The sequence below is a fragment of the Acinetobacter johnsonii ANC 3681 genome (assembly GCF_000368805.1).
Classification (GTDB): domain Bacteria; phylum Pseudomonadota; class Gammaproteobacteria; order Pseudomonadales; family Moraxellaceae; genus Acinetobacter; species Acinetobacter johnsonii.
On the sequence record NZ_KB849702.1, the window covers coordinates 25,034 to 48,525 of the forward strand.

The 23,492-nt window shown below is 42.5% G+C and carries 23 protein-coding genes; 13 read left to right on the top strand and 10 right to left on the bottom strand.

Annotation, left to right across the window (positions count from 1 at the left end; all coding sequences use genetic code 11):
* The first annotated feature begins 1 nt into the window (after position 1).
* Together yidC and mnmE are read left to right on the top strand one after the other, a co-directional pair.
* Positions 2–1,765, top strand: a complete 1,764-nt coding sequence (gene yidC, locus F946_RS00120) for a membrane protein insertase YidC (RefSeq protein WP_004697434.1) — start codon at positions 2–4, stop codon at positions 1,763–1,765.
* A gap of 101 nt (positions 1,766–1,866) precedes the next feature.
* Positions 1,867–3,222 (top strand): tRNA uridine-5-carboxymethylaminomethyl(34) synthesis GTPase MnmE, encoded by a 1,356-nt coding sequence (gene mnmE, locus F946_RS00125; RefSeq protein WP_004977727.1) that lies wholly within the window; start codon positions 1,867–1,869, stop codon positions 3,220–3,222.
* Between the two features lie 44 nt (positions 3,223–3,266).
* Here mnmE and F946_RS00130 read toward each other — a convergent pair whose 3' ends face one another.
* Together F946_RS00130 and F946_RS00135 are read right to left on the bottom strand one after the other, a co-directional pair.
* A complete protein-coding gene (locus tag F946_RS00130) occupies positions 3,267–4,445 on the bottom strand; it encodes an MFS transporter (protein ID WP_004977728.1) in 1,179 nt (392 codons plus the stop codon).
* Between the two features lie 134 nt (positions 4,446–4,579).
* Positions 4,580–4,846 carry a metal/formaldehyde-sensitive transcriptional repressor gene (locus F946_RS00135; protein ID WP_004697473.1) on the bottom strand — a complete coding sequence of 89 codons (267 nt, stop codon included), beginning with the start codon at positions 4,844–4,846 and terminating at the stop codon, positions 4,580–4,582.
* A 56-nt stretch (positions 4,847–4,902) separates the two neighbouring features.
* On the opposite strand from F946_RS00135, the gene dmeF reads away from it, so the two are divergent.
* Positions 4,903–5,877 carry a CDF family Co(II)/Ni(II) efflux transporter DmeF gene (gene dmeF, locus F946_RS00140; protein ID WP_004977730.1) on the top strand — a complete coding sequence of 325 codons (975 nt, stop codon included), beginning with the start codon at positions 4,903–4,905 and terminating at the stop codon, positions 5,875–5,877.
* 105 nt (positions 5,878–5,982) lie between these two features.
* Complete coding sequence (locus F946_RS00145; RefSeq protein ID WP_004977732.1) at positions 5,983–6,684, top strand: DsbC family protein; 702 nt, start codon at positions 5,983–5,985, stop codon at positions 6,682–6,684.
* Between the two features lie 57 nt (positions 6,685–6,741).
* Here the strand turns inward: F946_RS00145 and F946_RS00150 are convergent, their stop codons facing one another.
* The 3 genes from F946_RS00150 to guaD form a co-directional block, all read right to left on the bottom strand.
* The gene (locus F946_RS00150; protein WP_004977734.1) at positions 6,742–6,993 is read right to left on the bottom strand and encodes a GlsB/YeaQ/YmgE family stress response membrane protein; all 252 of its coding nucleotides are present in this window, start codon (positions 6,991–6,993) and stop codon (positions 6,742–6,744) included.
* A 172-nt stretch (positions 6,994–7,165) separates the two neighbouring features.
* Entirely contained in the window at positions 7,166–7,693 is a 528-nt protein-coding gene (hpt, locus tag F946_RS00155) for a hypoxanthine phosphoribosyltransferase (RefSeq protein ID WP_004697480.1), read from the bottom strand.
* A gap of 195 nt (positions 7,694–7,888) precedes the next feature.
* A complete protein-coding gene (gene guaD / locus F946_RS00160) occupies positions 7,889–9,235 on the bottom strand; it encodes a guanine deaminase (RefSeq protein WP_004977737.1) in 1,347 nt (448 codons plus the stop codon).
* Positions 9,236–9,564: 329 nt separating this feature from the next.
* Here guaD and F946_RS00165 point away from each other — a divergent pair, with 329 nt between their 5' ends.
* Positions 9,565–10,038 (top strand): hypothetical protein, encoded by a 474-nt coding sequence (locus F946_RS00165; protein ID WP_004977740.1) that lies wholly within the window; start codon positions 9,565–9,567, stop codon positions 10,036–10,038.
* 386 nt (positions 10,039–10,424) lie between these two features.
* Here the strand turns inward: F946_RS00165 and F946_RS00170 are convergent, their stop codons facing one another.
* The 3 genes from F946_RS00170 to F946_RS00175 form a co-directional block, all read right to left on the bottom strand.
* Complete coding sequence (locus F946_RS00170) at positions 10,425–11,585, bottom strand: glutathionylspermidine synthase family protein (RefSeq protein WP_004977743.1); 1,161 nt, start codon at positions 11,583–11,585, stop codon at positions 10,425–10,427.
* A gap of 3 nt (positions 11,586–11,588) precedes the next feature.
* Positions 11,589–11,951 (bottom strand): hypothetical protein, encoded by a 363-nt coding sequence (locus F946_RS16920; protein ID WP_004977745.1) that lies wholly within the window; start codon positions 11,949–11,951, stop codon positions 11,589–11,591.
* A 184-nt stretch (positions 11,952–12,135) separates the two neighbouring features.
* Positions 12,136–13,101 carry a TerC family protein gene (locus tag F946_RS00175; RefSeq protein ID WP_004697489.1) on the bottom strand — a complete coding sequence of 322 codons (966 nt, stop codon included), beginning with the start codon at positions 13,099–13,101 and terminating at the stop codon, positions 12,136–12,138.
* 400 nt (positions 13,102–13,501) lie between these two features.
* On the opposite strand from F946_RS00175, the gene F946_RS00180 reads away from it, so the two are divergent.
* The 3 genes from F946_RS00180 (at position 13,502) to F946_RS00190 (ending at position 14,582) form a co-directional block, all read left to right on the top strand.
* Positions 13,502–13,786: a GNAT family N-acetyltransferase gene (locus F946_RS00180; protein ID WP_004977749.1), complete on the top strand. Its 285-nt coding sequence runs from the start codon at positions 13,502–13,504 to the stop codon at positions 13,784–13,786.
* Between the two features lie 39 nt (positions 13,787–13,825).
* Positions 13,826–14,110, top strand: a complete 285-nt coding sequence (locus F946_RS00185) for a GNAT family N-acetyltransferase (RefSeq protein WP_004697494.1) — start codon at positions 13,826–13,828, stop codon at positions 14,108–14,110.
* Between the two features lie 94 nt (positions 14,111–14,204).
* Positions 14,205–14,582, top strand: coding sequence for a hypothetical protein (locus F946_RS00190; RefSeq protein WP_004977750.1), 378 nt, complete (start codon positions 14,205–14,207; stop codon positions 14,580–14,582).
* 60 nt (positions 14,583–14,642) lie between these two features.
* Here F946_RS00190 and mpl read toward each other — a convergent pair whose 3' ends face one another.
* Positions 14,643–16,010 (bottom strand): UDP-N-acetylmuramate:L-alanyl-gamma-D-glutamyl-meso-diaminopimelate ligase, encoded by a 1,368-nt coding sequence (gene mpl / locus F946_RS00195; RefSeq protein WP_004977752.1) that lies wholly within the window; start codon positions 16,008–16,010, stop codon positions 14,643–14,645.
* A 255-nt stretch (positions 16,011–16,265) separates the two neighbouring features.
* On the opposite strand from mpl, the gene F946_RS00200 reads away from it, so the two are divergent.
* From F946_RS00200 to F946_RS00215, 4 genes are all read left to right on the top strand, one after another.
* Positions 16,266–16,604: a DMT family protein gene (locus F946_RS00200; protein ID WP_004977754.1), complete on the top strand. Its 339-nt coding sequence runs from the start codon at positions 16,266–16,268 to the stop codon at positions 16,602–16,604.
* A 192-nt stretch (positions 16,605–16,796) separates the two neighbouring features.
* Entirely contained in the window at positions 16,797–17,309 is a 513-nt protein-coding gene (gene purE, locus F946_RS00205) for a 5-(carboxyamino)imidazole ribonucleotide mutase (protein ID WP_004977758.1), read from the top strand.
* Between the two features lie 15 nt (positions 17,310–17,324).
* Positions 17,325–18,446, top strand: coding sequence for a 5-(carboxyamino)imidazole ribonucleotide synthase (locus tag F946_RS00210; RefSeq protein ID WP_004977761.1), 1,122 nt, complete (start codon positions 17,325–17,327; stop codon positions 18,444–18,446).
* A gap of 772 nt (positions 18,447–19,218) precedes the next feature.
* A complete protein-coding gene (locus tag F946_RS00215; RefSeq protein WP_004977763.1) occupies positions 19,219–20,502 on the top strand; it encodes a lytic murein transglycosylase in 1,284 nt (427 codons plus the stop codon).
* 118 nt (positions 20,503–20,620) lie between these two features.
* On the opposite strand, the gene F946_RS00220 is transcribed toward F946_RS00215, so the two are convergent.
* Positions 20,621–21,748: an anhydro-N-acetylmuramic acid kinase gene (locus tag F946_RS00220; RefSeq protein WP_004977768.1), complete on the bottom strand. Its 1,128-nt coding sequence runs from the start codon at positions 21,746–21,748 to the stop codon at positions 20,621–20,623.
* Between the two features lie 63 nt (positions 21,749–21,811).
* On the opposite strand from F946_RS00220, the gene tyrS reads away from it, so the two are divergent.
* The gene (gene tyrS / locus F946_RS00225; protein ID WP_004977770.1) at positions 21,812–23,044 is read left to right on the top strand and encodes a tyrosine--tRNA ligase; all 1,233 of its coding nucleotides are present in this window, start codon (positions 21,812–21,814) and stop codon (positions 23,042–23,044) included.
* The last annotated feature ends 448 nt before the right edge of the window (positions 23,045–23,492 follow it).

Here is a 23,492-nt window from a genome sequence, read left to right on the forward strand (position 1 = left end):
TATGCAACAATGGGCCAGGTTTGCCATTCTCGGGGCCATGTTTGTTGTCGCTTATTTGCTCATTTTGGCTTGGCAAAAAGATTATGGACATGCTGAGACTCAGCCACAGCCACAACAGGCTGCAGCAGTTTCACATGAAGTATCTGCAGATTTGCCAAATGCTCAAACGGCTTCAGCAGCGTCTGATATGCCACAAGCAAATATCGCGACTCAGCAACCAGCTACAGAAGCAAAAGCATCTGTAAATCAACAGCTTATTTCAGTACAAACTGACCTTTATCATCTTTGGATTAATCCTAAAGGTGGTGATATTGTTCGTATTGAATTGTTAAACCATGACAAGAGCAAAGACAGTAACGAAGCATTTGTCATGCTTGAAAGTGATGCAAAACGTACTTATGTGGCGCAGTCTGGTTTAATTGGTCTTAATGGTCCAGACAGTAACCGTAGCGGTCGTCCAATGTATGAGATTGAAAAATCTGCTTATACATTGAATGATGCCAAAGCGGTTCAAACTGAAGATGGAAAAAGCATCAAAGTGTTAACTGTACCGATGGTACTGAAAACAGCGGATGGTGTGGAAATCATTAAAACCTTTACCTTTAAGCAAGGTGAATATCCTGTTGTTGTGAACCATAAAGTGGTGAACCGCAGTGGTCAAAACTGGCAGGGTCAAATGTTTGGTCAACTCAAACGTGACAACTCTGATGATCCAGGCAAATCGGATCAAGGTATTTTCACGCTGGGCACTTTCTTAGGTGGTGCTTGGGGTTCGCCTGAAGAACATTATAACAAGCTTAAATTTGCTAACTTCAATGAAGAAAAATTGAATGTTGAAGCAAAAGGCGGCTGGGTTGCTATGGTTCAGCACTACTTTGTGAGTGCTTGGATTCCAGGTGACTTAAAATTGACGCAAGCCAATGGTCAACCTTATGTTGCGAAATTAGAGTCGCGTAAGTCAACGGATGATATGAATATCATTGGTTTTACTTCGCCGACGATTACTGTACCTGCTGGTACAGTGGCTGAGATTGACGCGACCTTCTATTCAGGTCCTAAAGTTCAATCTGAGTTAAAAGAGCTTGCAACAGGGTTAAACCAAACTGTTGATTATGGTTGGTTATGGCCAATTGCGAAATTATTGTTCTTGGGTCTTGAGTTCTTCCACGGTTTAGTGGGTAACTGGGGCTGGGCAATTATTTTGTTAACGGTCTTGGTGAAACTGATTCTTTGGCCATTGTCGTCTAAGAGCTATCGCTCAATGGCGAAAATGCGTGTCATTGCACCTGAAATGCAGCGTATGAAAGAAGAGTTCGGTGAAGACCGCATGCGCTTCTCTCAAGAAATGATGGCACTGTATAAACGTGAACAAGTCAATCCGCTTGCTGGTTGTTTGCCATTGTTATTACAAATGCCAATCTTCCTTGCGTTGTACTGGGTGTTGATGGAGTCTGTTGAGCTTCGTCATGCGCCATGGTTACTTTGGATTCAAGATTTGTCAGCGATGGATCCGTGGTTTATTTTACCGCTGTTAATGGGCGCAACGATGTTCATTCAGCAGTCTTTAAATCCACAACCGGCTGATCCAATGCAAGCGAAAGTTTTCAAAATCATGCCGATTGTTTTCACAGTCTTTATGTTGTTCTTCCCTGCGGGTCTCGTGTTGTACTGGATTGTCAACAACAGTATCACGATTATTCAGCAGACCTTAATCAACAAATCTGTTGAAAAAGACCGTTTGAATAAGGAAAGTGCGTCGAGTTAATCGAGGCAACTTTTCGCGAAAAGCTGAATAAATCCGCTTAAGATGGTAATCTTAGGCGGATTTTTCATTGTGTGACTTTTAAGATTTTTTAGGTGAATGTTATGTACAACCGAACCACGATTGCTGCCATTGCAACACCACCTGGGCGTGGTGGTGTGGGGGTCATTCGCCTATCTGGTCCCAAGTCTTATGAGATTGCACAGGCCTTGACCCAAAAAGATTTACCGAAAGCGCGTTTTGCAGGTTTTCGCCAGTTTTATGATGCATCTGGCGAAGTGATGGATGAGGGCTTAGCGATTTGTTTTCCGAACCCGAACTCGTTTACTGGTGAAGATGTGGTTGAGTTGCAAGGTCATGGTGGCCCTGTCATTCAAAATGCTTTACTGGCGCGTTTGTTGGAGCTCGGTGCGATTGCAGCAAAAGCCGGTGAGTTTTCCATGCGTGCTTTTGAAAATGGCAAACTGGATTTGGTACAGGCTGAAGCAATCGCTGACTTGATTGATGCGACGTCTCAAGCCGCTGCACGTTCTGCGGTACGTTCATTACAAGGTGCATTTTCAACTAAAGTAAATAGCGTGTTGGAGCAATTGATTCATCTACGTTTGCATGTGGAAGCTGCGATTGATTTTCCTGAAGAAGAAATTGATTTTCTCGCGGACGGGAAAATTTTAAATCTTTTAGATGGCGTTACGTCTGCTGTGAACCAAGTGCAACAATCGGCTCGTCAAGGACAGTTGCTGCGTGAAGGTTTACAAGTGGTAATTGCAGGAAAACCGAATGCGGGCAAGTCATCACTGCTCAATGCATTAGCGGGCATTGAACGCGCCATTGTGACGGATATTGCAGGTACGACGCGGGATGTCTTACATGAAAAAATTACCCTGAATGGCTTACCCATTACCTTAACCGATACCGCGGGTTTACGTGAAACCGGCGATATTGTAGAAAAAGAAGGGATTCGTCGTGCCATTAAAGAAATTGAGCAAGCTGATCTGTTACTTTTGGTTTATGACTTAAGCCAAGGCGAAGACCCACTCAAATTGGCACAAGAATATTTTGCTGAGCATATTGAACCGAAACGTTTAATGCTGATAGGCAATAAGTGTGATTTGATGGAAACGACATCGCATATCGAAGACTTTAACGGCTTCCGTCATATTATGGTTTCGGCAAAGCAAGAAACTGGCGTTCAATCGCTCATAGAAGCGATTACAGCGCATGCAGGCTTCCAGCCTGAAGAAGATACCTTTATTGCACGTACACGCCATTTAGACGCAATGAAACGCACTCAGCTTTACCTTGCTGAAGCGCGTGAACAATTAGTGGTGTATAACGCAGGTGAGTTGGTCGCAGAGTCGCTACGTTTGGCGCAAAATGCCCTTGGTGAAATTACAGGGGACTTTAGTGCGGATGATTTGCTTGGGAAAATTTTTGGATCGTTCTGTATTGGAAAGTAACACTGCTATTGATAAAAAAGCCCTTTGATCAGGGCTTTTGATCTTTAAGCCAGACGTATACTGCGCTTATGCGCAAACCACAGATAAAAACACAATAAAGCGATGGTAATGCAAAAGCTAATGACTCCGAAACTTAATCCAAAGTGATCTGCTAAATAACCCACAGCTACAATGGGCACAATCGTACCCAAATAACCAATAAAAAGATAAGTTGACATCACTGCAGCACGGTTCTCTAAGGTGGTCATGGCATGAATGAGACCAAAGGAACCAATCAAGGTCAGGCCATGTCCGACACCAACGAGAAAATCACTGATAAAGAAAAATGCACTCAGTTGAAATAGCATACACAGCGCCAAAATGCCTAAGCTTGCAATCAAGGTGATTAAGCCATAGTTAAGGCACTTATAAGCAGGAATACTTCTGGCAAAATACTGCACCACGGCAGAGACAATTAAAATACTGGTAATGGCTGAACCGCTAATGAGGGGGCCGTGCCACGGCAAAATATCCCGCACAAATGATGGGGATAAGGATGCAAATAAGCTAAATGCGGCAAAGGCACTAAATGCGGTAAATCCAACAATGAAAAACAACTGATGATATTGCCCTTCAGGTCGGAGTAGCTTTGGGGCAATACTAAAGGGCTGTGCGGTAAACGTGGGAGATTGAACCCAAAATAAACCAAAGAAACACAGTACAGCGCCGAGAATAACGGGTAGATAAGGACTGACCAACGGATATTCTGAAAATTGAGCTATCAGGCCACCAATCAGCGGGCCTAAGCCAAAGCCTACTGCGGTAATAATCGAACTGAGTTGTGGTGCAATCTGTTGATGGCTTTTGGGCACGGTATACATCAGTCCCAGTAAGGCAGAAGTGGTCATCAAACCAGATGCAATACCAATAATAAAACGCCCCAAAGATAAAATGAGAGCATCAGAAGCATAAGCGGAAATAATCAACCCGATGCTAATAAACACCAACCCTACTTGTAAGGTTCGTAAATAGCCGATGCTATTACTGGTCCGGCCGAGAAACAGTAAAGTAGCGAGACAACCAAACATATAAGCCACAAAAATATAGGTGATCTGACTCGGCACCAGATGCCATAAGGCTTGATACAGCGGGTAAAGTGGACTGGCTAAGGCAGTCCCCATCGTTCCCATCATTAAGGCGAGGCTGACCATACAAAACGGACGCCAAGAAGTGGTTGTTGTCATGCAAATGCCATGCGGCTCTCTCGGTCAAAACAAGAATATTTTGATGCCCAAGAGAAAAAGGATAGAGTGCAACAGTGTATCGGTTTGTGGAAAAAAATGGTCAACTAAAAACTTGAAAAAGAACGCAATAAAACTTAGCCATAGCGTTTCAGCAGTTTTAAGAACTCAGCCAACTCCTCTTCATTGACCTGTTCAGCTTGTGCTAATACATGATGGCGTAAGTGTGCTTCAACCAGTTCATTCATCAGCCCATTGACCGCGCCTTTAATAGCAGCGACTTGTTGTAAAACGTCGATACAACTGGCATCGGGATGTGTGATCGAGAGTTCAACGGCGTTGACCTGTCCTTGTAAGCGTTTCACACGGTTTAAAATTTTTTTATCTTCATGCAAATGACTCAACACATTGCTCCAAAAATAAATATACTAAGGGGGAGTATATTGGTGAAAGATTTTAAATGCAAAATACCCCATCACGTCAGCATACGCATCATTTTGATGAAGGTAATCCACTGGCTCAAAAACGGATATTAATCGCGACCATTTTAACGGCAGTCATGATGTTATTAGAAGTGATTGGTGGATGGATTTTCCAATCAATGGCTTTGCTGGCGGATGGTTGGCATATGAGTTCGCATATGTTGGCACTGGGTTTGGCTTATTTTGCCTATCGTGCTGCACGGCATTATGCCCATGATCATCGTTTTAGTTTCGGCACATGGAAAATTGAAATTCTTGCAGGCTACAGCAGTGCTATTTTACTGATGGTGGTGGCGGGTTTTATGGCTTTTCACTCGATTCAGCGCCTGTTCTCGCCAGTACAAATTCATTATAACGAAGCGATTCCAATTGCGATTTTAGGCTTATTGGTCAACTTAATCTGTGCATGGTTGCTGCATGATGGCGACCATCACCATCACCATCACCATCACGCTCATGATCATGCATTAGAAATACCTACCCATCCTAAACATCATCATGATTTAAATCAGAAAGCTGCATTTATGCATGTAGTAGCGGATGCCGTGACGTCTATTTTTGCCATTATCGCATTGATTCTTGGTAAATATTTGGGCTGGGATTTTCTTGATGCGGCCCTTGGGATCGTGGGGTCAATTCTGGTGGCCAAATGGGCATTGAGCTTAATGCAAGAAACGGGCAAAACCTTGTTAGATGCTGAAATGGACCACCATGTGGTGGATGAAATTCGCGAGGTGGTGGCAGAACTACCGCATACAACCCTGACCGATTTACATGTGTGGAAAGTAGGCAAAGGTAAGTTTTCCTGCATTTTGGCTTTAGAAACGACATCGGACTTAAGTGCGGATCACGTGCGGGCAATGCTCTCGATTCATGAGGAAATTGTTCATATTTCGGTGGAAATTAATAGCACGGCTCTAACTGTTCCACGTGAAACTTTGACCAGTTCATAAGCAAGGCGTGTTGGGTTTAGGTAAAGCCATGGAAAAAATGATTCAATGCTTGAATAATACGCTCTACACTAGCGCCGTGGTTCTCCGATTGAAAGAGCAAAAGTGATGATAAAAAAACTGGGTTTGGCACTACTTACAAGTGCAATTGCAAGCATGAGTATGGCTAGTGTAGAAAGTGTTCAAGCCAACTTAAAAAAGAATTATCCAAATATTAATGTTCAAAATATTCAAAAAACAGAAATGTCGGGCATTTATAGCGGATCTTTAGATGGCGAAATTGTGTATTTAGGTGAAGCGGCTGAGCATGTGATTGCAGGTTCGATGGTACGCTTAATAGATCAGAAAAATTTAAGTGCTGCCTTATATGTGCAACAGAACTCGCTCGATTGGAACAAGTTGCCGCTAAAAGACGCCATTAAAAGCGTTAAAGGTAACGGAAAACGTCAATTGGCGGTTTTTTCAGACCCAAACTGTCCTTACTGTAAGCAGTTAGAGGCTGAACTGAATAAACTAAATGATGTGACCATCTACACATTTATTTATGCTATTAAGGCGCAATCGATTGCACCGTCGAAACAAGTGTTTTGTGAAGCAGACCCTGCCCTCGCATGGAAAAATTTGATTGCGAAAGGGATTCAGCCGACATCGAAAAAACCGTGTGCCAATCCAATTGAGCGCAACATTGAACTTGGTCGTAGTCTAGGTTTACAAGGGACGCCTGTGGTTATTTTCTCAAATGGCTTTAAAGTGAATGGCACTGTGCCTTCAACCACTATTGAAAATATGTGGCGTGAATTGGGCTTATAAGAGTTCAAAGATACAGATAAAAAGCACCTGAAACGGTGCTTTTTTTAATGAATGAGTTTAGGTTTTTTTGGTGACCATGTTGTAGATGAATAAAATAACGATGGCCCCAATAACTGAAGCAATAAAGCCTGCGGCAGAGCCTTCACTATAGAGACCGAGTAAACGACCACCATAAGTGGCTACGAGAGAACCTGCAATCCCCAGTAAAGTGGTGACAATAAATCCTGCTTTGTCATCGCCAGGATGGATAGCACGTGCGATGAGACCTGCAATAAAACCAATCACGATTGCAACGATAAGTGACCACATGAGCCAGCTCCTTTTTTATCATGTCTTTGTTTTTACATCATGTGCAAAAATATCATCAGGCATAATGCGACTGTGCGGTAGAGCGAATCTGCTAAAAACTGTATGTTTTATGTACTTAGCTCACGATAAAAATAAAAAAAGTGGCCTTCGGCCACTCTTTTTTCGATTGATCTTAAAGACCAATTTCACCAATAAATGGCAAATGACGGTACTTTTGGTCATAGTCTAGGCCATAACCCACAATGAATCGATCTTCGACATTAAAGCCCAAAAACTTCACATCAAGTTCAATTTCACGGCGTGAAGGCTTGCTAACTAAGGTGCATAGCTCAATTGAGTTTGGAGAGCGTGTTTCTAATATTTCTAATACTTTGCTCAAGGTGTTGCCTGAGTCGATGATATCTTCAATCACCAAGACATCTTTACCGCGAATTTCGCCGTCTAAATCTTTTAAAATTTTTACATCACGTGAAGATACCGTACCGCCACCGTAGCTCGAAACCGTCATGAAATCGAGTTCATGTGGTTTTGAAATGGTACGACATAAGTCTGCCATGAAAATGACTGAACCACGTAATAAACCAATCAGTACGAGTTCCTTATCACTGTTTGCATAATGCGCATCGATTTGTGCACCAAGCTCTTTTACTTTCGCTTGAATCTCTTCAGTAGAAATCATTACGCTCATTTGAACGGTCATGGGTAGATACCTAAAAATTAAAAAAAATCAAAAATAAAAAAGGCGTTGACCTGCAACACCTCTATATATGCATTAATTTTAATATATCTCTAAACGAGATGCACCCCCTTTTGCCCGCTGAAAATGTAATCATTTCATTGCGGGCAGGATGCAGCTTGGTTTAGAGGCGAAAATCAAAGTTGTTTCAAAACTCGATTAGCTGCTTAAATTTTCGCTATTTGCTGATTGGTCTTGCACATAGGCTTTCTGACCAAAAATATAAGTCGCATGAATATTACGGTCATCACCCATGGTCATCAGGGCAAATAACGCATCTTCAATCCCTTTTGTACGTTGCTGACGTAATGCTTGCAGCGCAGTTGCTTTGAGATCGAGCACCACAAAGTCGGCTTCTTTGCCCAAATTAAAGTTACCGAGTTTATCATCCAAGCTCAGTGCTTTGGCACCGCCAAGCGTAGCGTGGTAGAGCGACTCAAATGCGGACAGTTTATCGCCCTGAAGCTGCTGCACTTTATAGGCTTCATTCAGAGTTTGCAGTTGGTTAAAAGAGGTCCCTGCACCAATGTCTGTACCAAGCCCAACTTTTACCTGCTTTTCCCAAGTCTTGTTCAATGGAAATAAACCGCTGCCTAAAAATAGGTTGGAGGTCGGACAGAAAGCAATGGCCGAGTCAGTCTGATGCATGCAGTCCCACTCCGCATCTTCTAAATGCACGCAGTGGGCAAAGACCGAATGCGAACCGGTTAAGCCAAAGTGATGATAGACATCGAGATAACCTTGCTGCTCAGGGAATAAGTCTTTTACCCAAGCAATTTCATTTTTATTTTCACTTAAATGCGTATGCACATACACATCTGGGTATTCAGCTTTGAGCTGCCCTGCCTTAGCCAATTGCTCTGGTGTTGAGGTTGGGGCAAAACGTGGCGTAATCGCATACAGATTACGGCCCTTGCCATGCCATTTCTCAATCAGTGCTTTAGAGTCTGCATAAGCACTGTCAGGCGTGTCGCACAGACCTTCAGGTGCATGACGGTCCATCATGACTTTACCTGCGATCAGACGCATCTGGTGCTGCCCTGCTGCTTCAAATAAAGCATCGACTGATTCGGTATGCACAGTACAGAAGACTAAGGCTGTGGTGGTGCCATTTTTCAGCAGTTCTTGCACAAAGAATTGGGCAATCTGATCGGCATAAGCTTTATCGGAAAATTGTAATTCAGTTGGGAAGGTATAGGTATTGAGCCATTCGAGTAGCTGTTCACCATAGGCCCCCACCATTTCTGTTTGTGGAAAATGAATGTGGGTGTCGATAAAACCGGGCACAATCAATTGTTCAGGATAGTGCTGAACCTCGACGCCAACAGGAAGGTGCTGTTGTCCCTCCTGCCAAGATCCAAACCATTGGATTTTGCCATTTTGGCTAATCAGTAAACCATCTTCTACGTAACGCACTTGGTCGTGAATTTCACGCGCTTGGGCAACCGTATTCTGAATATCTAGGAAGCGACCGCGAACCGCCGTCGTTGCAACTACAGAAGACATTTTAAACCTGCGTTTTGACTTTTTTTCGATTGATTGTACCGTAAACTGGATTTTTTTCACGGCTATTTACTGAAGTTTTTGTGTGTGTTGTGAACGCAAGATTTTAAATGGAAGACCGGAGTAGTATTTTCTTAAAAATTGAACTGTTTTAAGGCCAAACATGTATCCATGCCATCGATAAGATCATGATTTTTTTATGCAATCCATAAGCACAAGCTTTGAGCTTAAATGATTCAATCTATTCGCAAAATTTTGTTGAGAAAGTCTTTATCTTTAAATGCTGAGTCAGTACAGTGTCGGCATTGATAAAATAAGAGACAATGACCGGCATGTATTTTTGGAATACCAAAGCATTAGCACATGAATTATCTAGCAATACCCTCGATAAAAAGCATTATAAAAATTATTACTTAGTCACCGCCTTATTGGTTTCAGTGGTGTATTACTACGGCATGTATTCACCCTATGGTGATGTCCGTGTGATTGGAGTTGAGGGACTTCTGACTTTATTGATTATGTTTATCGGGATTCAAAGTGCTTATAAAGCCAATGGCGGCGATGAGGGTGAGCATTTCTTAGGTCGAATCACAGCGTTGTCTTTTCCCATTTTGGTACAAACCACTGTAGCTGGTTTTGTATTTGGCGCAGTGTTATTGGGGCTTTATTTTGCTTTTAATCTAGAAGGTACAGCGTTTGATGATTGGTATGAATGGACTATTTCGCTGTTTACCATCTTCCTGCAAATCTTATTTTTTACGCGTTTGGTGTCTTATATGAAGCGGGTTAAAGCGCATACCATTTAAGCTTGAAAAAAATATTGTCTTCGAATGTATGCTTGTCAGTTTTAGATTTGACAAGCATTTTCTTTTTCAATTTAAACTTTATTTGATACACGGAAGCGTCATCCGCAACCTGCGTAGTGTTTGGAATAGATTGTTTTTGCAACACAAATTTTTTAATTATAGAAAGTGAACAGGTTTTGCGGAGGACAAATGCTGTCCTTACGAAGCTTCGCTTCTCATTTGGCGAAACAAAAGAATAATTGAGCTCCCAGTATCGAACTTAAAAAAGATAAGACTCCGCCACAAATAATCTAAAAGTGATGGTGCTCCTACTAAAACGCCTGAACAGACCCGCATTAATCTAATCTTTGGACATCTATTTTAAATATGTGATTTAGAGAGCCACTTTATTCCACAAAATAATGCGCAGCAAAATGTGCATCATTGCCAATCACATCAAACACATCTTCACGCAGTGACATCCCCGCACATTCATCCCCAACCATCCAAAGTCCCAAGGTGGGCAGCATGCCTTCATGCAACGGAGTTTTTACCCAGCGCTGCATGACATAACCATATTTGTCGTAGTCATCGAAGTAAAAACTACCTGAGGCTGCGCCGCAATCGATATTGTTTTGTAAGATATGAATATTTGCGCCTTCGCGCGCTAAGATTGGCTTACGCACCCATTTCCCTGCATAGTGGGCGTGCGCATCATAAGCATGGGTTTCTAACAACAATGGATGATTCGGAAAGCGTTTCCATAGCTCGATCAATAGGGCTTTATTGGAGAGCAGCATTTTCCAACATGGTTCAATCCATTCGGTTTCAGGTTTGAGAAACTGCGCAAAATTTTCTTCCCAAATCCATTCCCACGGATACAGCTTAAATAAATGCTGAATCTCTTGCTGATGCAAATCGACAAAGGCTGTGCCATTCCAACCGATGTTTTCCATCGACAGTTCGCTGACATTTAAGCCTGCCTGAAAAGCGGTATCCATGAGGTATTCTAAATTGCCCCAATCTTCACGCCCTGCTTCTTGACAGGCTGCGAAATGGACACGGCTACGCGCAGGATAGAGCTGTTTCCAGCGCTCAATCAGATTTTCATGAATGCTGTTGAACTGATCACGGTTTGCAATATTTTTGACTTGTTCAATCCAATGCCACTGTGCAACAGAGGCTTCGAGTAAACCCGTTGGCGTATCGGCATTGTATTCCAGCATTTTGATGGCTTGACCATCATAGGCAAAATCGAAACGGCCATACAGCATTGGCGCTTGGTTTTTCCATGAGTGCTCAATCAGAGGAATCGCTGCTGGGGGGAGTTGAAAATATTCGGGATAATGACCGCGTTGAATCATATCCCCTGCCACTTCAAGGCACATCTGGTGTAATTCGTTCGAGGCATCTTCTAGCTGTTCAATTTGCTTGAGACTAAACTCATAAGCCACCCCTTCTGACCAATACATTGAACCATCCCGCGACGGCAAGTTGTAGTAGTCAAAACCAATCTCTTGATGCGCCTGTTGCCAGTTTGCTCGCTTAGGGAGTAGAACTCGTTTCATGTATTAACCTCCGAATGAGCCCCCGCCACGGCCGAAGCCTCCGCGAATGGGTTGGGATTTGGCATGGCTAAAAACGTGAGTCGAGATTCTAGGTGTACCCGTCGAATGACGTCCGCGAGCTTTCAAGACTTGGCCCATGTAACGGACTTTACGGTTGTTCTTATAATATTGTGGGCCTATATAAACCCCAGTAGAGCCACTATAGCTCGATTCACTATTTTCGTTAGCAGGTTCGCACAGTTCAAAATGCCAGTCTTGGTAGCAGTTGTATTGGTTATTGTAAACATCCTGTTGTAGGGTTTTGGAACCGCTACATGCCGTGAGTAAAACTGGCACCACAACAAGAGTTAATTTTTTGGTACGCATGGATGAGCAACCTTCGGGTTCTTTTATTTTTACAGGTAAAACCAAGGGTTTTAAGCCCGCTTATCATAGGGAGCTGTTTGCATAAAGTACAGTACATTTGCACAGGAAATCATAGGATTAAGTCTTGTGCATACTAAAATTTGGTCATAAAAAAAGCCTTCACAGAGGAAGGCTTTTTAAAACATTAGAGGGTGGTTTGATGATGTTTCTTACTGTATCGAATCGACAAGATCGCAGTAATGGTCAGCACCAACACAATAAAGCCCAGTGAAATCCAAATTGGCATATGGAACACATCCAGCATGAGCATCTTAAAGCCGATAAACACCAAGATAATACCTAAACCATACGGGAGATAATGCATCTTGGTTGCTGCACCAGACAACAAGAAAAACATCGCACGTAGACCCAAAATCGCCATTAAGTTTGCAGTCAACACAATAAATGGATCAGAGGTCACCGCGAAAATTGCAGGAATGGAATCCACCGCGAAAATTACATCCGATGCTTCAACTAAAATTAACACCAAGAACAGCGGCGTTGCCCACAACATCCCGTTTTGACGGACAAAGAACTTATTGCCATGCATTTGCGGGGTAATCCGCATATGTTTACGCAACCATTTTAAGATCGCCATATCTTCGATATTGGTTTCTTCTTCGTTTTGCCCTTTGAAGAATTTGAAGCCCGTATACACCAAGAACGCACCGAAGATATACAGAATCCATGAGAACTCTTGCACGAACCACGCACCAATAAAAATAAAGATGGTACGTAGAATAATCGCGCCCAAGACACCGTAAAGCAGTAATTGGCGTTGTAATGCAGGTGGGATGGCAAAAGCAGCAAAGATCATCAGCCAGACAAAGACGTTGTCGACGGCTAAAGATTTTTCAAGTAAATAACCTGCAAAATACTCCATGACCTTGGTATTGGCCACAGTGACACCTGCAGTTTGTTGTAAATACAGCCAGAGACCTGCACCAAAGAGTGATGCGACGGAAACCCACGCAATACTCCATAAAGCGGCTGTTTTGATTTTAACTTCTTGACCTTCTTTTTGTTTAAAGCCTAAAAAGTCGATCAGTAGCATCACGGTAACAATGCCGAAAAAAGCAAGGTATAGCCATAAATTGCCGATAGATTCCATGAAATCCTCCACATCCAGCAATCGGCCACAAAAAAACCTTGACCTGCTGCCAGATGAAATAAAACATCTGTGACAACATGATCAAGGTCTTGCCTACATTTTAGCGTATGTATTTTGTGCGCTAAAATGCTCAGATACCGACTTTTTGCAAAGTGTAATGACGATAATCTGACACGTGAAAGTTATGCATGGCATTGATTTTTCACGTTTGGAGGAGGCTACTCCCCTTGTTCAACATAAATTTGGTTTTGGATTTGATCCAAAAGTGAGCTAAGCATCGCATATTTTTATGGTTTGAGCAAATATTAAAGAAAATTGTAGATGAAATATAAATGAGACAAAATTTTGCTTCAATTTGTGGCAAGCTAAAAAAGCAGCATAATCAGCTAGAGGAATAATAATGAAAATTCAACATCAAGAAACAGGTAGTAAAGGCGAAGTTTTTGTTGAACAAGAAAACGAGCGTGTGGCGGAAATGACCTATAGTTGGGCTGGGGACGATAAATTTATCATTGATCACACTTGGGTCAGTGAGTTGCTCCGTGGGCAACATGTGGGGCGTCAGTTATTGGATATTTTGGTTAACTTTGCCCGTGATAAGGGCGTGAAAATTTTACCCTTGTGCCCTTTTTCCAAATCGGTATTCGACAAAGATCCATCTATTCATGATGTTTTATTCCACTAAGATAGAGAACGATAAATCAATCCATTCAACGAGTGTGCTATGCAATTTCAACATGTAGATCGCGATCAAAAAGGTGAGTTTTTTTTAAATAATGCAGACGGTCAGCGCATTGCTGAAATTAGCTATATTTGGCGGGACGAGACAACCATTGATGCCAACCATACTTGGGTCGATGATTCACTGCGGGGTCAAGGTGTGGCGCGTTTGCTGTTGGATACTCTGGTTGATTTTTCACGTGAGAAAAACCTGAAAATTATCCCGACCTGTTCTTATGTCGATGTGATGTTTCGCCGTGAGAAAAGTTTTGAGGATGTTGCGGCTTAATTGTTCACAACATTCATCGCAATTCTAAAGGTTAAGCTAAAATGAGATCGATATAGCTGCCATTACAGTTCTATTTTGTGTTTTGCAGCGCTGAATGATGGTGAAATTAAAGTATATGAAGACGCTTTTATCTATTGCCCTATTCTGTTCAGTTGCCCCTTTATTGCATGCTGAAGATTGTGTAAAACTTGAGGAAAAGGCAGAACAAAAAGAAGTCCAGATCATTCCACGTTGGGGCATGAAAGTGATTGCTCCAACCAGAGTGTATTTTCATTCAGCACCGAGCAATGCTTGTAAAATCAGAGATCTGTTTATGATTAAAACTGACCATATCACTGCTTATAGCACCTATGATGATGGCCAAGAACAGTGGGTTTCGATCATGTATTTCAGCAAACGCTTGGGAGACACGGTTCAAGGTTGGTCAAAACTAAAAGACTTTGAATATACGGGTACGATGTCTGGTCTTTAATTGGGTATGCTTGTAAAAAAACCCGCCATATGCGGGTTTTTTCGTCTAAGTGAGAACAAATTATTCTGCGTTCAAGGCGCTAATCAATTTTTGGTGTAAACCACCAAAGCCACCATTGGACATGATCACAACTGCATCGCCCTCGCCTGCTTCACTGACAATGGTATGGATAATGTCATTCAACGTACGTGCAACCACAGCCTTGTTGGGCGCAGCCGCAATGACAGGTTGTAAGTCCCAGTCTAAACCTTCTGGTTGATACCAAATCACTTCATCGGCCAAACGTGCAGAGTGTGCGAGTCCATCTTTATGGCTTCCCATGCGCATGGTATTTGAACGAGGTTCAATAATTGCCCACAACTTACGTTCGCCTAGACGCTTACGTGCACCTTCTAGCGTCGTATCAATTGCGGTTGGGTGATGAGCAAAGTCATCATACACTTCAACGCCACGTACTGTACCTAAAAGCTCCATACGGCGCTTCACGCCGCCAAAGTTAGACAGTGCTTCGCACGCTGTTTCAATGCTTACGCCGACATGTTCAGCCGCAGCGATAGTTGCCAAAGCATTGGCCACGCTGTGCTGCCCTGTCATGTTCCATTGCACGATGCCTTTCACCACGCCGTGTTGGAGTACTTTAAAGTGTGAACCATCAGCACTGAGTTGTTCGGCATACAATTCAGACTTGTCGTGGGCCTCTAAAGAGGTACGCACCACAGGTGTCCAACAGCCCTGCTCTAAAACTTCATCAATATTGGTTTCAGTAATTGGAGCAATGATACAACCCTCACTTGGAATGGTACGAACCAAGTGATGGAATTGTTTTTGAATCGCTGCTAGATCATCAAAAATATCGGCATGGTCAAATTCAAGGTTATTTAAAATGGCTGTTTTTGGGTGGTAATGCACGAACTTCGAACGTTTGTCGAAAAAGGCAGAATCATATTCATCGGCTTCGACACAGAAATATTTACCACCACCTAAACGCGCACTTTCAGAGAAACCTAAAGGTACACCGCCAATCAGGAAACCTGGCTCTAAACCCGCCTGATCCAACACCCAAGCCAACATGGTGGTGGTGGTGGTTTTACCATGGGTTCCTGCTACGCCAAGTACGTGTTTGCCTTGGAGCACATGATCGGCCAAAAATTGTGGGCCTGAAATATACGGCAAGCCTTCATTGAGCATGTATTCAACGGCATCAATCCCGCGTTTCATCGCATTGCCGACGATGACTAAATCAGGATGCGGTTGTAAATGACTGCGGTCATAACCTTGCATTAAGGTAATGCCTGCATTTTCGAGCTGGGTGGACATGGGAGGATAAACGTTTAGATCCGAACCCGTCACTGTATGGCCAAGATCACGTGCTAAAAGCGCTAAAGACCCCATAAAGGTGCCACAAATACCCAAAATATGCAGATGCATTCCGCCTCACTCCACTGCTTTTATAGACACATCACGTATTGTTGGTGCTGTTGTCGTGATTAATTCGATGTGAAAGCAACCATAGCAAGGCGCTTAGCGAAAAGATAGTGATTCTTGTATCTAATCGTTTAATTATTCTGCGGCTTGAACAACGCTTTTATTTTGTAAAAAAGTCGGCTAAAAAGTGCAATATTTGCTGAATTTCCTCGCAAAAAAAGTAGAATAAAATGCTCCTAAATTCGGCGATCTTGCTTCATGTCCCTGCCCTTTATTTTATTGATTATTGCCAACTGTTTTATGACACTTGCATGGTATGGACATTTAAAATTTTTACCGGGTGTGCCGCTTTGGCAAGCCATTTTATTTAGCTGGTTCATCGCTTTGGTGGAATACAGTTTTATGATTCCTGCGACCCGTATGCTGTCACAGCAAGGCTGGTCAATGGGCGAAATGAAAATTACTCAAGAAGTGGTGACGCTCTTGGTTTTTGTACCGTTTATGCTTTTCTTATTTAAACAGCCTTTTAAGCTCGATTATTTGTGGGCCGGACTGTGTTTATTTGGTTGTGTGTATTTTGTTTTTCGCAGCCAATAAATCAAAAAATGAGGCTACAGTCCTCTTTTTATTTAAGTTTTCTGCTAAGAGATAAGAAAACAAGAAAAATCTGCATTTAGTTGCACGGTTAAATTTTGGAGAGCTGAAAAATCAGTCTATAATACGGGGCTCTTATTAAAGCTTGGCGCTAGTCGAGATTTATCTCTCTTAACTATCTCTGGAAACATTGCAATGAATGCGGCCGCTTCACAAGACACTCCTCTCGTTGGAATTATCATGGGTTCTCAATCAGATTGGGCCACTCTCGAACACACTGCCAATATGCTTAAGCAACTTGGTGTCCCATTTGAAGCGGAAGTTGTGTCTGCGCACCGTACGCCAGATCGTCTTTTTGAATATGCAGAGCAAGCACGTGACCGTGGTATTCAAGTGATTATTGCGGGTGCAGGCGGTGCGGCGCATTTACCGGGAATGTGTGCGGCGAAAACTGATTTGCCTGTATTTGGTGTGCCAGTGAAGTCTTCGATTTTAAACGGTGTCGATTCACTGTTATCGATTGTACAAATGCCAGCAGGTATTGCAGTGGGTACCTTAGCGATTGGTCCAGCAGGCGCAACCAATGCCGCGATTATGGCAGCACAAATTTTAGGTCTGACACGTCCTGAAATTGCGAAAAATGTAGCCGATTTCCGTGCTGCACAAACCGACAAAGTCGCAAGCAACAATATTCCAGGCCAAGCTTAATACGGGGCATTCCTCATGAATAAAACCATCGGTATTTTTGGTGGTGGGCAGCTGGGTCGCATGATGGCGCAAGCGGCTTTGCCACTGAATATTCAATGTACGTTCTTTGATGTGAGTACAGACAGCCCTTCAGCGGCTTTAGGAACTGTCATTTCAAGCAAAACTGAAAATGGTTTACAAGACTTTATTGCTAGTGCCGATGTCTTCAGCCTTGAGTTTGAAAATACGCCTTTGTCCGATGTTGATGTTTTGACCAAGCAAAAAGATATGCATCCGCCGCGTCAGGCTTTAGCCATTGCACAGCATCGCTTGTCTGAAAAAGCGTTATTTGATGAGCTTGAGATTCCTGTTGCGCCTTATAAAGCGGTAGATTCTCTAGAAAGTTTAAGCGCTGCAGTTGCTGAGCTGGGTTTACCGATTGTGCTGAAGACAGCCACAGGTGGCTATGATGGCAAAGGTCAGTTTGTATTGCGTTCTGAACAACAAATTGAACAAGCATGGGCTGAATTAGGCCCTGCTGGAAGTTTAATTGCAGAAAGCTTTGTGACCTTCTCGCGTGAAGTTTCGATCATTGCGGTACGTGGTCAAAATGGCGATGTGAAAACCTGGCCATTGGCTGAAAACCATCATCATCATGGTATTTTGTCGCATTCGATTGTCCCTGCACCGAATAGTGCGGACTTACAACCCGTTGCACAAGACTATATCACTCGCCTATTGAATCATTTGAATTATGTTGGCGTGTTGACCTTAGAACTGTTTGTCACAGACAAAGGTTTGTATGCCAATGAAATGGCGCCACGTGTGCATAACTCAGGACACTGGTCGATTGAAGGCGCAGTATGCTCTCAGTTTGAAAACCATATTCGTGCAGTCGCAGGCTTACCCTTGGGTTCAACAGAAGTAGTTCGCCCTACGGTCATGATCAATATTATTGGTCAGTATCCACAGTCTGAACAAGTCTTGGCCTTAGAAGGTGTACATCTACATCTTTATAATAAGGAAGAACGTGAAGGTCGTAAGATTGGTCACCTGACTTTAATGCCGAATGATACCGCTCAACTCACGACGCTATGTCGTCAGTTGGCGAAAATTTTACCGAATCCATTGGCACTGAGCGAAGATATGACCATCTAAAGCTTCAGTTGTTGTTAAAAAAAGCGATCACAAGAGTGGTCGCTTTTTTATTTGGACTCATTCAGGCATGATTGCGCCTCTTTGAAAAAAGTGACCGTTAATCGGATCAAAATTAAAATAAATTGCGTGTTTTTTATCCGTTTAAATAAAATTAGCGCATAGAAAAATAAACTGAAAGCAAAAATAAAGCGAGTTTTGTGTGGAGAAGCACGTTTAAAACAGAGCCCACAATTGAATGTGACACTGATGTTCACCTAAAAAATGCTGAAATAGCAGAGATCTCTATCAACTTGGGTGTGTGGATATCTTTTTAAGTCTATTTTGAATTTAAAAAATAGAAGTAAAATTTTGAATTCAAAAGTGAGTTTTAAATTTAAAATGAATTTAAATGTTTTGATGTTGTTTGAATTTAAATTCAAAACAATAAATTTAAAGTCTGCGAGATGAATTTAAAGTTTTGAATTTAAAAATATTGAGCTTTAGTTGTGATGGTTTATTTTCTTTATATTGTTGATTATTAATGTTAAATAAAACTTGTGGATAAATGAATTTAAAACAAGATGATTGAATTTAAAGTACTTGTTGAGTCAGGGATTGCTTTTGAATTCAAAAGTTGAGATGTGGGTGCTGTGGATAAGTGGTTTTAAATTTAAAAGGTGGTTTTGAATTTAAACCAGAATGAATATTCATTTACGTTTTGATTCAGAAAAGTGAAATCGAAAGTGTTAAGGTAAAAAGCATAATTTAGAGATAAAGAATCATTAGGGATTTTATGCACCGTTTTGCTTTTCTTTTAGGTTCATTTTTTTTAGCGGCGACTCAGGCGAATGCTGAGCTCATTATTAATGGTCAAAAAGTTACAGGCAGTTCAAATGTCGCAACTTCCGATTATAGTCCTCAGAATTCATTTCAAAGCTGTATTGCCAATTTAAAAAGCCAAGCGATGGCGAATGGTGTGTCTGCGTCCACTTATGATCGCTACACGCAAAATTTAGCGCCTGATTATTCTGTGATTGAAAAATTAAATTACCAACCTGAATTTTCCACGCCTATTTGGGATTATTTGTCAGGATTGGTGGATGATGAGCGTGTTGCGGTGGGTCAGCAAAAATTGGCGCAGCATCGGGAAGTGTTAAATCGTGTTGCGGCCGCGTATGGTGTGCCTGCGGAGACTGTGGTTGCCGTGTGGGGTGTTGAAAGTAATTTTGGTGATATTTCAGGTAAATATCCGTTATTACAAGCGCTAGGCACATTGAGTTGTGAGGGGCGTCGCCAAAGCTATTTCCGTGGTGAGTTTTTTGCCGCGATGCGTATTTTACAGCGTGGCGATTTAACTGAGTCGCAACTGAAAGGTTCGTGGGCGGGTGCGTTTGGTCATACCCAGTTTATGCCATCGACGTATGAAGAGCTGGCGGTCGATTTTGATGGTGATGGACGCCGTGATTTGGTGTCGAGTACCACAGATGCTTTGGCATCAACAGCCAATTTCCTCAAAAAACGCGGCTGGCAAACAGGGCAACCTTGGGGATTTGAAGTAAAAAATCCGCAAGCGATCTCTCTGAGTGGCGAAAGTCGTCGTAATAAGAAGTCCTTATCTTACTGGATGCAAAATGGTGTGGTACGCGCAGATGGCTCAGCGTTAATTCAAGGCAATTTATCCTCTAGTTCGCAAGCGGGGCTGATGGCGCCCGCTGGCGAAAATGGTCCACTATTTTTAGTGTTTAAAAACTTTGATGCAATCTATAGTTATAACGCTGCAGAAAGTTATGCATTAGCGATTGCGCATTTGTCAGACCGCTTACAAGGGCAAGGCGGGTTTAGTACAACTTGGCCAACCGATGATGCAGGCACCTCACGTTCTGAACGTCGTGAAATTCAGCAGTTTTTACTGAATCGTGGCTATGATATTGGCGCGGTGGATGGTTTGATTGGTGATAAAACTCGTCAAGCGATTCGTCAGGAGCAAATTCGTTTAGGCTTAAGTCCGACGGGGCGAGCGGGACAGCAAATTTTAAAAGCCTTTCGTCAGGAAAATGCCAAGTTGATGATGCGTTAACATTAACAGCAAAAAAAATCGTTGATATAAATTAAAGAAAAAGCCAGTCGGTTATTCACCTGACTGGCTTTTTTGATTTGCACTGGTTACGACTAAAAGTTCAGAAGCACTGTGATGTTTAAACTGCGGTAATTGTCCCTAGAATACGGTCGCCCTGTGCGCCTGTCACTGTCGGTAAGTTGCCGCTGAGTTGATGGATAAAGCGCATAGCCAACCAAGCAAAGGCGGTCGCTTCTACCCACGTTGGAGCTAAGCCAATCGCGGAGGTGGTTTGTACAGACCAATTGTGTTTACGTAAGCGCCAGCGTAATTGTTCTAAAAGATGCGAGTTATACGCACCACCGCCGCAGACGTAGACTTCACCGGTATCCATATCGGAGCGATAGATGGCTTTTTTAATGGCGCGTGTGGTGAGCTTCATTAAGGTGGCTTGAACATTTTCAGGACTGTCTTCAAGCTCGTCATATTCAAGGTCATTGCGCCAGTCGGCAATTTGTTCATCTAACCATTCGAGGTTGAAGTCTTCACGACCAGTACTTTTCGGTGGTTCTTTGGAAAAATACTCATGTGCTTGGAGCCGATCGAGCAGGCTGCGAATCGGATGGCCGTAAGCTGCCCAATTGCCATTTTCATCATAGGGCTGTCCAGTAAAGCGTTCACACCAAGCATCCATTAAAATGTTGGCTGGGCCTGTATCAAAACCGTAGACCTGATCAGGTTGGCCTGCGGGCAACATGCTGACATTGGCGATGCCACCTAGGTTTAAGATGACGCGATGAATGCTTTCATGTTGGAACATATCTTGGTGAAACGCAGGAACCAGCGGGGCACCTTGTCCACCTGCGGCCATATCACGACGTCGAAAATCTGAAATCACAGGAATTTGGGTGATTTCAGTGATGATGTTTGGGTCACCAATTTGCAGGGTAAAGCCATGCTCTGGGCGGTGGCGAATAGTTTGTCCATGTGAGCCAATCGCTTTGATTTGACTACGATCTAAATGACTTTGTTCAATCAGCTGATTGATGCCTTCGCCAATCATCTTTGCTAAAGCCACATCTGCCTTGCCCATACGGTCGATTTCGTTGTCACCGGGCAAAGTGAGTGCCATCAGTTCATCGCGTAAATCTGGGTCGAAAGAAAGAGTGAGGGTGGCGTGAAGCTGCAATGGATCAAAAGAAGCAGCAACAATATCAACACCATCCATGCTGGTGCCGGTCATTACCCCAATATAGATCGCTGTCATGATTATTCTAAAGCCTGCAATGTGCTGAAAAAGTGTTAGTATATCGCACAAATTGAATAACTGATGTGTTTGGGTTTTGTGATGTCAAATTTCCTGCCGGCTGAAGAACAACTTGCTCTCATTCAACGAGGCACGCATGAAATTATTTCTGAAGAAGATCTTCTGAAGAAATTAAAAGAAAATCGTCCTTTAAAAATTAAAGCGGGCTTTGACCCGACTGCGCCTGACTTGCACTTGGGGCATACGGTTTTAATTAATAAACTGAAAACTTTCCAAGACTTGGGTCATGACGTGACCTTCTTGATTGGGGACTATACCGCGATGATCGGTGACCCGACTGGAAAAAGTGCAACACGCCCACCATTGTCGCGTGAGCAAGTGCTTGAAAATGCAAAAACGTATCAAGAACAGGTGTTTAAAATTCTTGATCCAAATAAAACCAAAGTGCGTTTTAACTCAGAATGGTTTGCAACCAAAACAGCGGCTGATTTAATTCAGTTGGCCTCACAGCAAACGGTTGCTCGTATGCTTGAGCGTGATGACTTCACCAAGCGTTATAACAACCATCAACCAATCGCAATTCATGAGTTTTTATATCCATTGGTTCAAGGTTATGACTCGATTGCCCTTGAGGCGGATGTTGAGTTAGGTGGCACAGACCAAACCTTTAACTTATTGATGGGGCGTACACTTCAGGGTCGTTATGACCAAGAAGCGCAAGTCTGCATTACAGTGCCAATCCTTGAAGGTTTAGACGGTGTTAACAAAATGTCTAAGTCTTTGGGTAACTATATTGGGGTATTTGATGCACCAGGGGCGATGTATCAAAAAGTTCTTTCGATGCCAGATGCTTTAATTGAACGCTATTTCGATTTACTCAGCTTTAAATCCGTTGAAGACATTAAAGTCCTGCTAAACGAAATTGCTGAAGGGCGTAATCCACAAGAAGTGAAGAAAATTCTAGCCCTTGAGTTGGTAGAACGTTTCCACGGTGCAGAAGCTGCAGAAAATGCACATAAAGGTGCGGGTAATCTGATTACTGTGGGTGAACTACCCGAAGGGACACCTGAAGTGACGATTTCACGCGCTGAATTTGGTGGCGAGTTGTTTATTGCAACGATTCTTCGCGTAGCGGGCTTAAACCCAAATGCAGCAGCAGCAAAAGATGCCGTGGCTCGTGGTGCGGTCAAAGTCGATTGGAACGTGGTCGATATGAGTTTCTCTGTTAAAGAAAATGTCACTTTAATTATCCAGTCGGGTAAAAAAGCCATTGCGAAAGTCACTTTTACAGACTAAGTCAGTACACATATATACTTTAAGTTATTGATATAAAAGCAGGCTTCGGTCTGCTTTTTGCTTTTTAATCTTTATAAAAAAATCAAATAAGCAAATTCAAAAAAAACCTTATAAAAACAATACTTAATTTTTTCCAAAAATATTGCAATTTAAAATGAGTGTGTATAAGATTTTAACGTCTAGTCGATGTTTTAAACATCGCTAGAAGGGTCAATAAGAATAACTCTCCACAGTTTTCAAGTCTCTTCCCCAAGGGACTTTTTTTAAGATAACTATAATAATGACATCTATGGATCAGATAACGATCTAACTCCGAGGAAGAGGTTTTGGGAGAGATCTCTTCCTTTTTTATTAGCAAAAATTTAGTTTTTAAAATCATTTTCTCGCAGACAAATAACAAGCTGTCATAAAAGTTAGGTGCAACAGGCTCTTAAATAAAGCTGGTCAT

Coding starts and splice junctions, on each gene's coding strand:
- mpl (WP_004977752.1), bottom strand. CDS start 16,010: ATGCATCTGCATATTTTGGGTATTTGTGGCACCTTTATGGGGTCTTTA.
- F946_RS00150 (WP_004977734.1), bottom strand. CDS start 6,993: ATGTGGTCACTTATCGTTGCAATCGTGATTGGTTTTATTGCAGGTCTC.
- F946_RS00130 (WP_004977728.1), bottom strand. CDS start 4,445: ATGACAACAACCACTTCTTGGCGTCCGTTTTGTATGGTCAGCCTCGCC.
- F946_RS00180 (WP_004977749.1), top strand. CDS start 13,502: ATGAAAATTCAACATCAAGAAACAGGTAGTAAAGGCGAAGTTTTTGTT.
- F946_RS00210 (WP_004977761.1), top strand. CDS start 17,325: ATGAATAAAACCATCGGTATTTTTGGTGGTGGGCAGCTGGGTCGCATG.
- F946_RS00185 (WP_004697494.1), top strand. CDS start 13,826: ATGCAATTTCAACATGTAGATCGCGATCAAAAAGGTGAGTTTTTTTTA.
- F946_RS00220 (WP_004977768.1), bottom strand. CDS start 21,748: ATGACAGCGATCTATATTGGGGTAATGACCGGCACCAGCATGGATGGT.
- F946_RS00190 (WP_004977750.1), top strand. CDS start 14,205: ATGATGGTGAAATTAAAGTATATGAAGACGCTTTTATCTATTGCCCTA.
- F946_RS16920 (WP_004977745.1), bottom strand. CDS start 11,951: ATGCGTACCAAAAAATTAACTCTTGTTGTGGTGCCAGTTTTACTCACG.
- mnmE (WP_004977727.1), top strand. CDS start 1,867: ATGTACAACCGAACCACGATTGCTGCCATTGCAACACCACCTGGGCGT.
- F946_RS00200 (WP_004977754.1), top strand. CDS start 16,266: ATGTCCCTGCCCTTTATTTTATTGATTATTGCCAACTGTTTTATGACA.
- purE (WP_004977758.1), top strand. CDS start 16,797: ATGAATGCGGCCGCTTCACAAGACACTCCTCTCGTTGGAATTATCATG.
- yidC (WP_004697434.1), top strand. CDS start 2: ATGCAACAATGGGCCAGGTTTGCCATTCTCGGGGCCATGTTTGTTGTC.
- guaD (WP_004977737.1), bottom strand. CDS start 9,235: ATGTCTTCTGTAGTTGCAACGACGGCGGTTCGCGGTCGCTTCCTAGAT.
- F946_RS00145 (WP_004977732.1), top strand. CDS start 5,983: ATGATAAAAAAACTGGGTTTGGCACTACTTACAAGTGCAATTGCAAGC.
- F946_RS00165 (WP_004977740.1), top strand. CDS start 9,565: ATGTATTTTTGGAATACCAAAGCATTAGCACATGAATTATCTAGCAAT.
- F946_RS00170 (WP_004977743.1), bottom strand. CDS start 11,585: ATGAAACGAGTTCTACTCCCTAAGCGAGCAAACTGGCAACAGGCGCAT.
- tyrS (WP_004977770.1), top strand. CDS start 21,812: ATGTGTTTGGGTTTTGTGATGTCAAATTTCCTGCCGGCTGAAGAACAA.
- F946_RS00215 (WP_004977763.1), top strand. CDS start 19,219: ATGCACCGTTTTGCTTTTCTTTTAGGTTCATTTTTTTTAGCGGCGACT.
- F946_RS00175 (WP_004697489.1), bottom strand. CDS start 13,101: ATGGAATCTATCGGCAATTTATGGCTATACCTTGCTTTTTTCGGCATT.
- dmeF (WP_004977730.1), top strand. CDS start 4,903: ATGCAAAATACCCCATCACGTCAGCATACGCATCATTTTGATGAAGGT.
- hpt (WP_004697480.1), bottom strand. CDS start 7,693: ATGACCGTTCAAATGAGCGTAATGATTTCTACTGAAGAGATTCAAGCG.